The organism is Aneurinibacillus soli (genome assembly GCF_002355375.1).
In the GTDB taxonomy this organism is placed as follows: Bacteria; Bacillota; Bacilli; order Aneurinibacillales; family Aneurinibacillaceae; genus Aneurinibacillus; species Aneurinibacillus soli.
Window position 1 is genome coordinate 2,470,988 of the sequence record NZ_AP017312.1, and the last position, 13,168, is coordinate 2,484,155.

Genomic DNA, 13,168 nt, shown 5'->3' on the forward strand with positions numbered 1-13,168 from the left:
TTTTTTTATCAAGCTTACTGGATATCTGGCACCAGATTGCGGTTTAAATACTGTTCAAGTGTCTCGGCTACGGCAAAAGCAGTATGGGACGGCACGGTATTTGCGAAGGAATGTTCGCAATTCTCGCGGTATGCCATTGCTTTCGGGTAATCGAGTAGATGGCGGGCGATTACATCTTCCGCATAGCCGCGCTTGCGCTGGCGGGTACGAATGGTATCTTCATCGGTGTGGATGCAAATACGAATTAAGTTGGAACCGTATACATTTTTTAATAACTCAGCACCTCGGTGGTTTAAAATTAAATAAATTGATCCATTTTGCTGAAGATACTGCTCAATGTCACGTTCTCGAATTCCGTGTTGAACACCATCAAGATTGAGAGTCTCGATGAATTCATTGTTCTCATGCATGCGACAGAACTCACTTTCAGAGATGAAGTGATAATCTTGTCCGTCTACCTCAGCCGAACGACGCGGTCGGGTCGTATATGGAATTACACGCTGCAGCCCAAGTGTCTCACCTACCATATCAGCAATCGTCTTTCGTCCTGCACCATACGGTCCTGTAAACACAAAAATGCGGTCATAATCTTGTAACTGATACATCGTACCCCTCCTTACGTCGAAATACCTTTTTAAAAGGTGTAATATTTATACTATTAAAAATGTTTTGATCTTGAAATAGGGCAATAGCAACATTTTTAGACAAAAAAAATATGCCGGAGAATAATCCGGCACCAAATGAAGTGAATATCCAGTGAATAACCAAGTTGTTGCAGTTGCAAGAATTATTATACGGTTTATCGTTACAAACAACATACAAAATTCGACAAAACAGAAGAAGATTCGATAAAACAGAGAATAAACAGATAAGAAAAGAGACGAACAGTTCTATTACAGTTGGGTATTAAAATACTGCGTATTAATATATAATAAAACAAAAACAATCAGGAGGTTCCAAACATATGAAATTCCACTTCAGCTATCACACTGATTATGAAACCTATCTTATGGAACAAAACCGAGCTGATCTAACGATTGCTTCCTATATGATGGAAATGACAATTTTCTTTGCCTGGCTGGCACGTGTGCATCCTCATCTTGAATTGCACCAGATCGGTTATAAGATCGTAACTGCGTTTATTGATGAAGAATTACAGGAAGGACGGCAAGTTTCAACGGTTAACAAAAAAATCTCCGCATTGAAATCATATTTTCATTTCTTATGGCTAAAAGGCTATATCGGACTCGATCCATGCGCCAAACTAAAACGTAGACCGGATCTAAAAGAAGAGCAGGCCTTTGCCTTTACAGATGAAGAAGTAGACGTACTCTTTCAGACAATTGAATACGATGCAGCAGCGAAACATAAAGAAGATGCGTATTTGCGTAACATGGCGCTTGTCACACTATTCGTCTGGGGAGGGCTTCGCATCCAGGAAGCAGCCAATCTTTTGTGGCGTGAAATCGTATGGGAAGGAGAAAGTGCGATTATTGGGATCTCACTTGGAAACATGCGCCGAATCGCACTAACAGCACAGGAATCCCGATTTTTGCAGCGGTATACCGAGCGTCCGGGCGTACACGATTCTCCGTTCGTTTTCACATCGCGCCAGGGTGAAAAAATTAGCCCGCGCAGCATTCAGTTCATTTTGAATTCACTCGGCACCAAAGCAGGGCTTCATGTTCATGCCCAGAAACTGCGTAATACGTATGTGATCCGCAAGTTGCTTGCCGGATATTCACGGGACGATGTAGCGGATATGCTCGGGATTGAACAGTTGATTCTGCCAGATACAGTATGGGATGAAGTACAGGCGATGCGTCGCTGATGGTTGCAGGCGGGAGAAAATGGGTATAACTAACAGTATATCCACTAAAGGAGAGCGATTCAGTTGTCTCATATTACTGCCGTAGGAACTGCCTTACCCCCATATATACTGCAGCAGAGTGATGTGCGTGATCTTGCACGTCGCCTGTTCGCTGACGCTTTCCGCGATATTGACCGTCTTATGCCTGTATTTTCTAATGGGCAGGTGGAAACTCGTCATTTTTGTGTGCCGCTTGACTGGTTTGGGGCAGCGCATACGTTTGCCGAGAAAAATGCGTTATTTCAAGAATGGGCCGTACGTCTTGGAGCAGAAGCCGCACGAAATTGTCTCACACGCGCAGGTTTAGGACCCACAGATATCGATCATATTTTTTTCGTGTCTACTACTGGTATTGCAACACCAAGCATCGATTCACGGATTATAAATGAGCTGGGGATGAACGTACATACGAAGCGGACGCCGATCTTTGGACTTGGTTGTGCAGGAGGAGCGGTGGGGTTATCGCGTGCTCAGGAATACGTCCGGACATTTCCAACTGAGCGGGTACTGCTTGTGGCTGTAGAATGCTGTGGACTCACATTCCAGCAGCAGGATCGTTCCAAAAGCAACCTAATCGCTACCTCCTTATTCGCAGACGGAGCAGCGGCTGTGCTCATCGAAGGAGATCACGTCTGTCATTCGAGGGGACTTGAAGTACTTGCTACGATGAGCACACTCTGGCCGAATACGCAGGATGTGATGGGCTGGGATATAAACGAGCATGGCTTACAAGTCATTTTTTCCCGTGATATTCCGACACTTGTCCATACGTTAGTACAGCCAAACGTCGATGAGTTCCTCAAAAAACACAGCATGACCTGCTCTGATTTGAAACATTTCATCGCACATCCAGGCGGAATCAAAGTCATTCAAGCGTATGCAGACATACTCAGGCAGCCGCTTGCAAATTTCAGCCATGCTCTTGACGTACTGCGCTGCTATGGCAATATGTCGTCCGTAACCGTTCTGTTTGTGTTAGAGAAATTTCTTGCGCAAGGAATTGCACCGGGAGAATACGGACTGATCAGTGCTCTCGGACCTGGATTCAGTTCAGAACTATTGCTTGTCAGAGGGATCCAAATACAATGATATTTTTCTATGCTGTCTTTACTTTTCTCATTATTCAACGCCTGATAGAACTTTGGATTGCCCGTCGCAACCAGCAGTGGATGATGGCACATGGTGGCATTGAAATCGGTGCAGAACATTATCCGCTACTAGTTCTGATGCATATCAGTTTTTTTGCCGGGTTGTGGACCGAAGTCGTGCTACGGGGGTATGCTATATCTTCCGCCTGGCCGATTCTATTGGCTGCTCTTATCATCGTACAGGGAATTCGCTATTGGGCGATTACCTCACTTGGACGCTTCTGGAATACACGGATTATCATTATGCCTGGAGCTGATGTAGTACGCAGGGGTCCGTACCGGCTCCTGCGTCATCCCAATTATGCTGTAGTCATTCTGGAGCTGGCCATTATCCCGCTATTATTTAATGCATACATTACGTTTGTTGCTTTCTCGGTCATAAATGCCCTGATGCTCTCCTACCGTATTCGCGTGGAAGAAGAAGGCTTATCTTCCTATACCACGTATGCTACGGTTATGCAAAATCGCCTACGCTTCTTGCCAAAAAAGCCAGAGTGAAAATACGAAAGGTTGTCAGAATTCAAAAAAAGGTTTAATGTAGTAAGTACTATCTTAAAAAGAAAAAAAACAAGGTGGCTAAAGAGAAATGAACTATAATTTTGCACAACGATGTGGCAACTTTGAACCTTCTGCTGTACGAGATATCCTTAAAGTCATCAGCCAGGGAAATGTAATCTCATTCGCTGGCGGACTGCCGGATGATAACCTGTTTCCTCTTGATGCCGTACAAAACGCATATGAACGTGTATTCGCGAGCGGCAAACATACGTTACAGTATGGATTAACACAAGGCTACGGCCCACTACGCGAAAAAATTGCGGAACGCATGACTCGCAAAAATGTACATATGAGCGCTGATCAAATTTTGCTGACGACAGGTTCGCAGCAAGCCATTGATCTTTTTTCTCGGATTATGCTCGATCCAGGCGACACCGTACTCGTTGAAAATCCGACCTACCTGGCGGCCCTTCAAGTCTTCCAATCCTATCAAAGCCAAGGCATTGGGGTTGATTCTGATGTGGATGGCATGCTCCCTGATGATCTTGAAGAAAAGCTAAAAACATACAAGCCAAAATTCATCTACGTCGTTCCGACATTCTCGAATCCAGCCGGTAAAGTCTGGTCGCTTGAACGCCGTAAAGAAGTACTGCGCCTCGCAAAACAATATAATGTTATCATTTTAGAAGATGATCCATATGGCGAAATTCAATTTAACGAGAATGAGACGTATGCTCCGATCGCATCGCTTGATAATGGAGAGACTGTTCTGTATACAAGTACATTCTCTAAAACCGTTGTCCCAGCGCTCCGCACAGGCTGGGTAATGGGACCAAAAGCGATTATCCAAATGATGAATCAGACCAAGGAAGCTGCCGACCTGCATTCAAGCTCGCTTGATCAGCAGGCGTTGTATCAGCTCATGACTCACTTCGATCTGGATGCGCACATCGAAAACTTGCGTACGGTATACAAAGAGCGAATGAACGTTATGCTTGAACTCCTCGAGAAAACAAACCTGCCAGGACTGAAATACGTAGCACCGCGTGGCGGGATGTTCTTCTGGGTAGAGCTGCATGAGCAGATTAATACAACAGCGCTGTTCAGCAAAGCAGTGGAAAACGGCGTCGCGTACGTACCAGGCGCACCATTCTATGTCGGGGAACCGAAGTATAATGCGTTCCGTCTGAACTATACGTATTCCGTGCCAGAGAAAATTAACGAGGGCATGAGTAAGCTCGTACATGTATTAGAAGAAGCGTATAAATCGATTAATCAATAACGTAAGCAAAGAGAGCCTGCAATGGCTCTCTTTTTGTTGTACAATATAAAACGAAATTCATACGGAAGAGGAGCGCGGAAAATGATTCAAGGTGTGATTCTCGCCGGAGGAAAAAGCTCACGCATGGGTGGCCAGCCAAAAGAGCTACTGCCCGTGAAAGGCGAACCGCTGATTGTTCGTACTTGCCGGCTACTCCAACAAACCGTACAATCCTGTCTCATCATTAGCAATCATGCAGAACGGCTCACTTTGTTGCCTCCCTCTGTTTCCATCTATCCCGATGATATCAAAGAGCAGGGCCCCCTTGGGGGAATTGCAACTGCAATGCGTGTCAGCTCGCACGATCTTCTCCTTGTGGTCGGTTGTGATATGCCTGAACTCAATGAAGACATTCTCTGTGAGCTAGCGTTGTATGCTCCCAAACTAAAAAGCGGCCAATTAGATGCAGTTGTACCCAAACAGGCTGACGGACGATTACAGCCACTCTGTGCCTTGTACCATCGACGCATACTTCCTGTGATTCTTAACCAACTGTCAACAGAAAACAAGCGTATGCGAACGATGCTTGACGCGATCAACGTGGCCGATCTTCCTGTACAGCAAGATTCTACCCAAGTCTTCTATAATCTTAATACACCAGCTGATTATGAGACATTTAGAAAGGAAGAGATAAGATGAGATTTCACCGTGATCCAATCACTGTAGCAGAAGCCCAGCAGCGCATTCTGGCCCATATAACACAGGGAGACATCGAAAAAATCCCCCTGTTCGAAAGCGAAGGACGCCGTCTGGCAGAAGCGATTATCGCGACCAGCGATGTGCCGCACTTCAGTAAATCACCATATGACGGATTTGCCGTACGCTCCGCTGACACCACAGGAGCAAGCATACATAACCCAATCGAACTCGAAGTCATAGGAGCCATCGCCTGTGGAGATGCCCCAGACTTTTGTGTAGAAGTCGGCCAGGCCGCACGCATTATGACTGGAGCCGCCATTCCTCAAGGGGCAGATTGTGTCATCATGTTCGAGATGACAAGTGAGAACGAAGCGCGTGTCGATCGAATTGTCGGGATCAAAAAAGAAATGAAGCCAGGCGAAAACATCGTTTTTCAGGGGGAAGAAACGAAAACAGGCACCCGTTTAATCGAAGTAGGTACACGAATCGGGCCAGGTGAGATGGCGATTCTTGCGACATTCGGCTATGCGCATGTTCCCGTCTATCGCCTGCCGCGCGTCGGCATTCTTGCTACCGGATCAGAGCTTTTGCGCCCGGAAGATGAACTTACATACGGCAAAATTCGGAACAGTAACAGCTATATGACCGCAAGCCAGGTTCGTCAGGCAGGAGGGATTCCGATCCTGTATGGCAATCTGGAAGATGATTCTGATCTTGCGGTCGCAAAAGTGCAGCAGATTTTATCCGAGACCGACTTCCTTATTACATCCGGTGGCGTGTCCGTTGGGGATTTTGATGTAATGGTCGACGTATTTACCCGACTTGATGCCGATCTACTATTCAATAAAATCAAAATGCGTCCAGGCAGTGTCACATCCACTGCTCGGGTTGGACAGCAATTTATTTTCGGTCTGTCTGGCAATCCAGGTGCCTGCTTCGTCGGATTCGAGCTATTTGTTCGTCCAGCGCTACATGCACTACAAGGTAAATCGCAGACGGCACTACCAGAGATGCAAGCGAAGCTTGGAATCGATATGAAAAAACCATCACCGTTCACCCGTTATGTGCGCAGCTCCTGGACAATTGAGCAGGGCGAGATAGTCGTGCGTCCGGTCGGTATGGATAAGTCGGGTGTGGTCACCAACATTACAGATGCGAACTGTCTCATGTGTATTCCAGCAGGTGGAGCGGGGGCAGCAGCAGGTGATCTCGTCACCATTCTGCCTCTTCCGTATCGTGCTGGAGAATAGGAGAGATAAACATGAGAACTCCCCCCATCTTGCAGGTTGTCGGCTACTCAAACAGCGGGAAAACAACCTTGCTATGCAAATTGATTGCTGACCTATCAAGTCGAGGTATACGCATTGGCACGATCAAGCATGATGCACATACATTCGAAGTGGACAAGCCGGGTAAAGATACGTTCCGACACCGGGAAGCGGGTGCACATGTTGTCTCGATCACATCCGCTGATAAAACGGCGATCATGATTCAGGAGCATCGCTCAATCGAACAGTTGCTTCCGTATTACAGCGAAGTCGACCTGGTACTAATTGAAGGATACAAATTTGCCACCTATCCTAAATTTGTCGTACTTCGTGAGTCTTCTCACGCGACGCTGCTGGAAGATGTTACGGATATAGAATCTGTGGTGACATGGGATGGCATACTTGTTGAACATCATCCTTGCTACGATATTAACGATGTAGCAGGAATCATCTCACACATTATGACCTGGCTCAAACAAAAAGAGGAGGAATCCCGTTGAATTTATTTGAAATTACAGAGACACCGATTGCAGTGGAGTCGGTGATGAATAAAGTCGTACATCCGAACTGTGGCGCCATTAACCTGTTCGTCGGAACGGTTCGTGAGCTGACAAAAGGCAAAAAAACGCTGTATCTCGAATACGCCGCTTATAAGGAAATGGCTGAGAAGCAGCTTGCCCGAATCGGGGAGGAGATTACCGAGCGCTGTCCCGAAGCGCTTGTCGCGATCACTCATCGGATCGGACGCCTTGAGATTAGCGACATCGCGGTTGTGATCGCTGTCGCGACCCCACACCGTGCCGACTCGTATGAATACTCACGGTATGCGATCGAACGCATTAAAGAAATCGTCCCTATCTGGAAGAAAGAGCACTGGGAAACCGGCGAAGCATGGATTGGAGACCAGAAAGAAATAACCGCCTATCCGACAGGAAAGCCGGAATGTGCGACTGGAGAGGAGTAACAAATGATTACCATCAAACTATTCGCTGCGATGGCAGAAGAAGCTGGACTGGAGAATATACAGATTCCTTATCAGAAGGGGCTGACAACAGAAGATGTAAAACAATGGCTTATAGACGCTTATCCCATACTTGCTGCCAGGGTTCCGGCTGCGATGGTCGCAGTCAATCAAACGTTTGTCCCGACTGAGCATATACTGATAGACGAAGATGAAGTTGCTTTCATTCCACCGGTAAGTGGAGGCTGATTAATTTGTTACGTGGATTAATCATAAATATTGCTATTTTTACATCCATTCTTTTTGTGTTTAGTCACTTATTTAAAAATAGCATTCCCTCTTTACGTTCTCCGTTGAACGTAAAGTTACGCGTAGGGATAGGACAGGGACTTTTTGGGACTTCCCTTATGTTTTTTACCATCCCTGTTACTTCAACTACTATTGCAGACCTTCGACATCTTTCTATCGTTACAGCTGCCTATTTTGGAGGGCTTCCTGCTGCGTTACTAACAGGAAGTATAATTAGTATATCTCGCATTTTACTGTTCGGAGGAATTACCAAGGCTTCTATCGTTGGGTGTGCGAATTCCCTTATTATGGGCCTGCTATGTGGTATCATAGCTCAAAACGTACAAAACACGAGAAAAAAATGGATGCTCATGAACGTGGTATGTATATTCATTATTTTCGCATCCTTTGCTATTCTCATTCCGAATCGGCAACTTTTATATACCATTTTCCTGTATTATGGATTTTCCTCGATACTAGGAGCTCTTTTTGCAGGGTTTTTACTTCAATATCTTCTACGAACAAACCGCATAGACAAAAAGTTAAAAGAGAGTGAAGAAAGAATCCGTCGTCTCGTAGAATTACTTCCAGATGCCCTTGTTGTTCATACGAATGGAACCATTGTATACGCTAATAAAGTAGCGCAACAATTATTAGCAGGTTCAGAGGCGTGTTCAATCATAGAAAAAAAGGTTCTCGACTTTGTTCACCCAGATTCGATTGAGACCTTTACGCAACGTATAAAAGGGTTACACACTGCTGAATATGTATCTATGGGTCTACTAGAAGAAAAATTAGTCACACTTGATCAAAGAGTCTTTCATGCTGAAGTCGCTTCCTCTATTTTCTACCAAGGAAATCCTTCTGTCTTAACGGTATTCCGGGATATATCCGAGCGTAAAATGGCGGAGCAAAAGTTAAAAGAGGCAAACCATCAGCTAGTACTTCTTTCATCCAGAGATGGTCTTACGGGTATCGCAAATCGACGTATTTTTGATGAGACACTCGAAAGAGAATGGCGTACATGTCAACGGGAACAAGTTCCTTTATCCCTTATCATGTTTGATATTGATCATTTCAAACTATACAATGACACATACGGGCACGGCGGAGGAGATGAATGTTTAAAGAAAGTAGCGGCAGCAGCCGAGAAAATTGTGCAACGTCCCGATGATTTGGTAGCCCGTTATGGAGGAGAAGAATTTACCATTATTTTACCAAATACTGATGAAACAGGAGCTTTTCTTATAGCAGAACGTGTACGCTCCTGTATTGAATCGCTGCAAATTCCCCATGCGAGTTCCCCGGTAAGCTCAGTCGTTACTAGTAGTGTAGGAGTAGCAACATGTACGCCTTCAGCTACTGAAAGCGCTGAAGCTTTATTGAAACGGGCCGACCAAGCTCTATACGTAGCTAAAAATAATGGACGAAATCGTGTTGTCCAATAATGGTCCATTTATTTTACGCAACCAGGCCCAATTCCTTTACTCCAAGGAATTGGGCCTGGTTCTTTTTCTACGTGCAAAATGCTACTGCTTAATCGAATCCTCATGGTATAATTACCCTATACCGTTAGGGGGGAATCTTGTACATGGACTATTATTTTCAAATATGTGCGACCGAGCGCTATCAGGAGAAGTACATTACCTTCTTACTCCAACATCATAAGGAATTAAATCTTCCCTATCCATTTCCGGTTTTGCTCAGTTTTATGGCAAGTCCCGTTCTGATGCAGGGGGAAGCGGTGCTTTGCTTTAATCCTGACTATGAGGTAATCGGAGCACTTAGCTATATATATGGAACCGGCGATCACAATTATCAAGATACTCATATCGTACAAATCCAAGCGGTATTTCTCGTAGATGAACGTCGCAAAACTCGCCTGTTTCTTGAAGGCTTACAATTTCTTACGCAATACATCGCCCAACTGGATCGGAAAGTAACAGAATTTCGCTTCTGGACGCCCGCCAAAAGAGATCTTCGGAGACTGTTTGCCAAGCTCGCGGAGCGAACAGCTACGAGGGAAACTGATTTGGGTCTGATTGATGAATATCGTGCGCCGTTTTCACAGTGGCATACGTATGGCATGCGCTTTCGTCATGAATCGTATTTTTGATCCTGGAGAGGGAGCCCGACATGTTGAGTGTGATTAAAAATCTATTTAGCTATATGCGTCCGTATAAGTGGCTGACGTTTCTCTTTTTCTTTAGCCTGTTTCTCGATCTCGCCTTCGTTTCTTTAGCTCCTTTAAGCCTTAAATTTATGGTGGACAATGCGATTGTGCCAAAGGATATCGATCGCTTCTATTTAATTCTCACGGTGCTTTGTGTTGCAGGCTTTATTGGCTGTAGCGCCGGTATTGCAAGTGACTATGCGTTAGCCAAACTGAGTGCACGCGTACAGAAGGACTTACGAACCCGCTTATTTACCCATCTCCAGCATGTAAACATTCGTTTCTTCCAGAAAAGCCACTCCGCTGATCTCGTTTCCTATTTTTCTGTCGACTTGCCGGCCATTGATAGAGCGATGCATGTCATTCTTACAATTGGAATCCAGTCATTGTCCGTCGTTATTATCACAATCGCCGTGTTGTTTTATTTACAATGGAGTATGGCCGTATGCATTCTGATAGGCGCGGTTGTGATTTTTATCGGACCTTATGTACTCGGTGGGCGAGCGCAAGCGATCAATGCTGATTATAAAGAACAGTTTTCCTTAATGACTGGCGCTGTGCAGGAAAATAGTAAAGCGCAAAAGGTCATCAAAGGTTTCAATTTACAGCAGGCAATGATCGACAAGTTTACTGTAAGACTGCAATCCTTATTTGTAATCCAGTACAAGCAAAATGTGATTAGTGCGAAACTGGAGCGTATCCCGATGATTAGTATGCTTCTGATCAACTTTACTATCATTGGGCTTGGCTCCTATTTGGCGCTTTACGGTCATATTACCGTGGGGGCACTCGTTGCCTTTTTTACGATGTATACATCAATGGGGAATTCGGTGTTCAACTTGACGTTCACCATCCCAACGTTTGCAGATGCTTCAGTCAGTATGAAACGCATTCAACAGTTGCTAGACGAGCAACTAGAAGCGAATGGTAGCGTGCCACTTCGAGTACTGGAAAATCAGCAGCCCGATATTCACTTCGATCACGTTACGTTCGGCTATAACGAGGAGCAAACAGTGTTAAAGCAAATCGATCTGCATATTCCAAAAGGATCAACAGCAGCTTTCGTTGGCTCTAGCGGTTCTGGCAAAAGCACGATGGTCCAGCTCATTCTCGGTTTCTATGAGCCGAACGAGGGGCAGATTCGAATCAACGGTAGTAGCCTGCAAGATATGGACCGTCGTTCTGTACGAGAGCAAATCGGCATCGTGTTTCAAGACAACTTCCTATTTCGGGGAACGATTCTAGACAACATTCGCATTAGTAAACCAGAAGCCAGATTGGATGAAGTGATCGAAGCAGCCAAACGGGCAGAAATTGATGAATTTATCCAAAGCTTACCGAATGGATATCAAACCGAGGTTCTGGATGACGGGAGCAACTTTTCTGGCGGTCAACGACAACGGATAGCCATCGCTCGTGCCATACTGCGGAATCCTCCGATTTTGTTGCTAGACGAAGCAACCTCTGCGCTAGACCCGATCTCGGAAGCTTCGATTAATCAGACATTTGCTGAATTATCGCGTAATCGGACGGTGATTACCGTCACGCACCGCCTGTCTTCCATAACCGACGTGGACCAAATCTTCGTGTTCGATCAGGGAAGAGTAGTGGACAGCGGCAGCCATCAACAAATGCTACTGAACGGAGGATTCTATAAAGAACTCTGGGAGAAGCAGAGCGGACTATCCATATCGCAGAGCGGGCAAGAAGCAAGTATTGATGCGGAACGGTTGGCGAAGCTTCCTTTCTTCCGTGATATGGATGGAGAAGTACTGAAGGAAATCAAGGATTTGTTCAATACAGAAACGTTCGTCGCCGGACAATCGATCATTCATGAAGGGGACATAGGGGAAAAGTTTTATTTGATTGCTCGCGGAAGAGTGGAGGTTACCAAACGATCTCCCGATACGGAAGGGGGGCAAGTTCGGCTGGCTGTTCTGGAAGACGGCGATCATTTCGGGGAAATCGCACTGCTGGAGAATGTTCCGCGAACCGCGAATGTAACAGCCTTGACGCCTTGCATTCTTCTAACTCTGCAACGCAAAGTACTCTATTATGTCCTGTCTCAATATCCTGAGATTAATTTCCGCATAAGGCAGAAAATAAAGGAACGAAAACAGTAGGGGAGTGTTGAAACCGATGGCAGTCCATTACCGAGTCTGTAAAAATGATGAAGACTTTGCTGCGTATACTCTTTTTTTCATTCGTCACCGAAAAAATTTCAGCCGCTCATTTTCTCTATCTGACGCATTGATGCATACACTAGAAACGATAGGCGCCTCTCACATCATCCTTGTACTCGATCAGATGGATAACACGATTGCCTGGATGAACTACGGCTATGTCACAAAAGACTATGAACCGCACCCAGACGGTGAGATCGCCTTCGTTGATTCCGTGATTATGACAGAGACTCATCGCGGTAGCCGTCTGTTTGTCAAAGGCTTCCATTACCTGGTGAATCATATAAATGAAGAAAATCGTCACGTACGCACATTCCAATTTTATGCCCTTGCCGACAATACCTATTTGACCAAACTCTATTCCAAATTCGCCGATATCATAGGGCAGCGAGATGGGTATCATGGGAGAGAGAACATTTTCTCCGCCGACTTCCCCCGGCTGCTGCGGTATTTAAATCGGGCACAAAAGTAGGCTTGACGCATTATTTTCCAATTGATATTCTGGAAATGTAGTAATAAATTATCTATTTAGAAAGGAGGAATTGAAATGTTTCCAACAAGATCACCCTTTAATGGAAAAGGCGGAGGTGGAAGAGGACCTCTCTCCATCAAAAAAACCCCTTCGCACACATTCGTACAATTACTCAAGAGTAATGAGCAATTGAGAGTTTCCACCGTGAAGTAAACCATTTCCCGTACAACAAAAAGACCTGCCTCCCATGGTCACTGAGGCAGGTCTTTTTATTGTACGGGAACAAGACAAACGAGCTATTGACCCGTCAAGCCTGTTTTATATTTTTTTCGTAATAGTAGTCACAC

General features: G+C 45.3%; 14 protein-coding genes. 13 read left to right on the forward strand and 1 reads right to left on the reverse strand.

Annotated elements, in window-relative coordinates; translation table 11 throughout:
- Nucleotides 1-14 precede the first annotated feature (14 nt).
- Nucleotides 15-605, reverse strand: a complete 591-nt coding sequence (locus CB4_RS12520; RefSeq protein WP_096466127.1) for a guanylate kinase — start codon at nucleotides 603-605, stop codon at nucleotides 15-17.
- 359 nt (nucleotides 606-964) lie between these two features.
- Between CB4_RS12520 and CB4_RS12525 the strand changes: the two genes are divergently transcribed.
- The 13 genes from CB4_RS12525 to CB4_RS12585 all read left to right on the forward strand — a co-directional run bounded on the left by CB4_RS12525 (nucleotide 965) and on the right by CB4_RS12585 (nucleotide 12,821).
- Nucleotides 965-1,831 (forward strand): tyrosine-type recombinase/integrase, encoded by an 867-nt coding sequence (locus CB4_RS12525; RefSeq protein WP_096466128.1) that lies wholly within the window; start codon nucleotides 965-967, stop codon nucleotides 1,829-1,831.
- A 63-nt stretch (nucleotides 1,832-1,894) separates the two neighbouring features.
- On the forward strand, nucleotides 1,895-2,959 hold the full coding sequence (locus CB4_RS12530; protein ID WP_096466129.1) for a type III polyketide synthase: 1,065 nt from the start codon (nucleotides 1,895-1,897) through the stop codon (nucleotides 2,957-2,959).
- The gene (locus CB4_RS12535) at nucleotides 2,956-3,516 is read left to right on the forward strand and encodes an isoprenylcysteine carboxyl methyltransferase family protein (RefSeq protein WP_231955993.1); all 561 of its coding nucleotides are present in this window, start codon (nucleotides 2,956-2,958) and stop codon (nucleotides 3,514-3,516) included. The genes CB4_RS12530 and CB4_RS12535 overlap by 4 nt, the downstream gene beginning before the upstream one ends.
- An 88-nt stretch (nucleotides 3,517-3,604) precedes the next feature.
- Complete coding sequence (locus tag CB4_RS12540) at nucleotides 3,605-4,798, forward strand: aminotransferase-like domain-containing protein (protein ID WP_096466130.1); 1,194 nt, start codon at nucleotides 3,605-3,607, stop codon at nucleotides 4,796-4,798.
- Between the two features lie 81 nt (nucleotides 4,799-4,879).
- A complete protein-coding gene (gene mobA, locus CB4_RS12545; RefSeq protein WP_157737968.1) occupies nucleotides 4,880-5,476 on the forward strand; it encodes a molybdenum cofactor guanylyltransferase in 597 nt (198 codons plus the stop codon).
- Nucleotides 5,473-6,726: a molybdopterin molybdotransferase MoeA gene (locus CB4_RS12550; RefSeq protein WP_096466132.1), complete on the forward strand. Its 1,254-nt coding sequence runs from the start codon at nucleotides 5,473-5,475 to the stop codon at nucleotides 6,724-6,726. Before mobA ends, CB4_RS12550 begins: the two co-directional genes overlap by 4 nt.
- Nucleotides 6,727-6,737: 11 nt before the next feature.
- Nucleotides 6,738-7,244, forward strand: a complete 507-nt coding sequence (gene mobB, locus CB4_RS12555) for a molybdopterin-guanine dinucleotide biosynthesis protein B (protein ID WP_096466133.1) — start codon at nucleotides 6,738-6,740, stop codon at nucleotides 7,242-7,244.
- Between the two features lie 44 nt (nucleotides 7,245-7,288).
- A complete protein-coding gene (locus tag CB4_RS12560) occupies nucleotides 7,289-7,708 on the forward strand; it encodes a molybdenum cofactor biosynthesis protein MoaE (protein WP_408607752.1) in 420 nt (139 codons plus the stop codon).
- Between the two features lie 3 nt (nucleotides 7,709-7,711).
- Complete coding sequence (gene moaD, locus CB4_RS12565) at nucleotides 7,712-7,954, forward strand: molybdopterin converting factor subunit 1 (protein ID WP_096466135.1); 243 nt, start codon at nucleotides 7,712-7,714, stop codon at nucleotides 7,952-7,954.
- A 5-nt stretch (nucleotides 7,955-7,959) separates the two neighbouring features.
- Nucleotides 7,960-9,441 (forward strand): diguanylate cyclase domain-containing protein, encoded by a 1,482-nt coding sequence (locus CB4_RS12570; RefSeq protein ID WP_096466136.1) that lies wholly within the window; start codon nucleotides 7,960-7,962, stop codon nucleotides 9,439-9,441.
- 143 nt (nucleotides 9,442-9,584) lie between these two features.
- A complete protein-coding gene (locus CB4_RS12575) occupies nucleotides 9,585-10,109 on the forward strand; it encodes a hypothetical protein (protein WP_096466137.1) in 525 nt (174 codons plus the stop codon).
- Between the two features lie 20 nt (nucleotides 10,110-10,129).
- Nucleotides 10,130-12,289, forward strand: coding sequence for an ABC transporter transmembrane domain-containing protein (locus CB4_RS12580; RefSeq protein ID WP_096466138.1), 2,160 nt, complete (start codon nucleotides 10,130-10,132; stop codon nucleotides 12,287-12,289).
- 130 nt (nucleotides 12,290-12,419) lie between these two features.
- Nucleotides 12,420-12,821, forward strand: coding sequence for a GNAT family N-acetyltransferase (locus tag CB4_RS12585; protein ID WP_231955994.1), 402 nt, complete (start codon nucleotides 12,420-12,422; stop codon nucleotides 12,819-12,821).
- Nucleotides 12,822-13,168 lie beyond the last annotated feature (347 nt).

Bases quoted from the DNA above. Each gene is read 5' to 3' on its own strand.
- CB4_RS12525 (WP_096466128.1), top strand. From the start codon at position 965: ATGAAATTCCACTTCAGCTATCACACTGATTATGAAACCTATCTTATG.
- CB4_RS12575 (WP_096466137.1), top strand. From the start codon at position 9,585: ATGGACTATTATTTTCAAATATGTGCGACCGAGCGCTATCAGGAGAAG.
- CB4_RS12535 (WP_231955993.1), top strand. From the start codon at position 2,956: ATGATATTTTTCTATGCTGTCTTTACTTTTCTCATTATTCAACGCCTG.
- CB4_RS12585 (WP_231955994.1), top strand. From the start codon at position 12,420: ATGCATACACTAGAAACGATAGGCGCCTCTCACATCATCCTTGTACTC.
- CB4_RS12560 (WP_408607752.1), top strand. From the start codon at position 7,289: ATGAATAAAGTCGTACATCCGAACTGTGGCGCCATTAACCTGTTCGTC.
- CB4_RS12540 (WP_096466130.1), top strand. From the start codon at position 3,605: ATGAACTATAATTTTGCACAACGATGTGGCAACTTTGAACCTTCTGCT.
- mobB (WP_096466133.1), top strand. From the start codon at position 6,738: ATGAGAACTCCCCCCATCTTGCAGGTTGTCGGCTACTCAAACAGCGGG.
- mobA (WP_157737968.1), top strand. From the start codon at position 4,880: ATGATTCAAGGTGTGATTCTCGCCGGAGGAAAAAGCTCACGCATGGGT.
- CB4_RS12550 (WP_096466132.1), top strand. From the start codon at position 5,473: ATGAGATTTCACCGTGATCCAATCACTGTAGCAGAAGCCCAGCAGCGC.
- moaD (WP_096466135.1), top strand. From the start codon at position 7,712: ATGATTACCATCAAACTATTCGCTGCGATGGCAGAAGAAGCTGGACTG.
- CB4_RS12580 (WP_096466138.1), top strand. From the start codon at position 10,130: ATGTTGAGTGTGATTAAAAATCTATTTAGCTATATGCGTCCGTATAAG.
- CB4_RS12520 (WP_096466127.1), bottom strand. From the start codon at position 605: ATGTATCAGTTACAAGATTATGACCGCATTTTTGTGTTTACAGGACCG.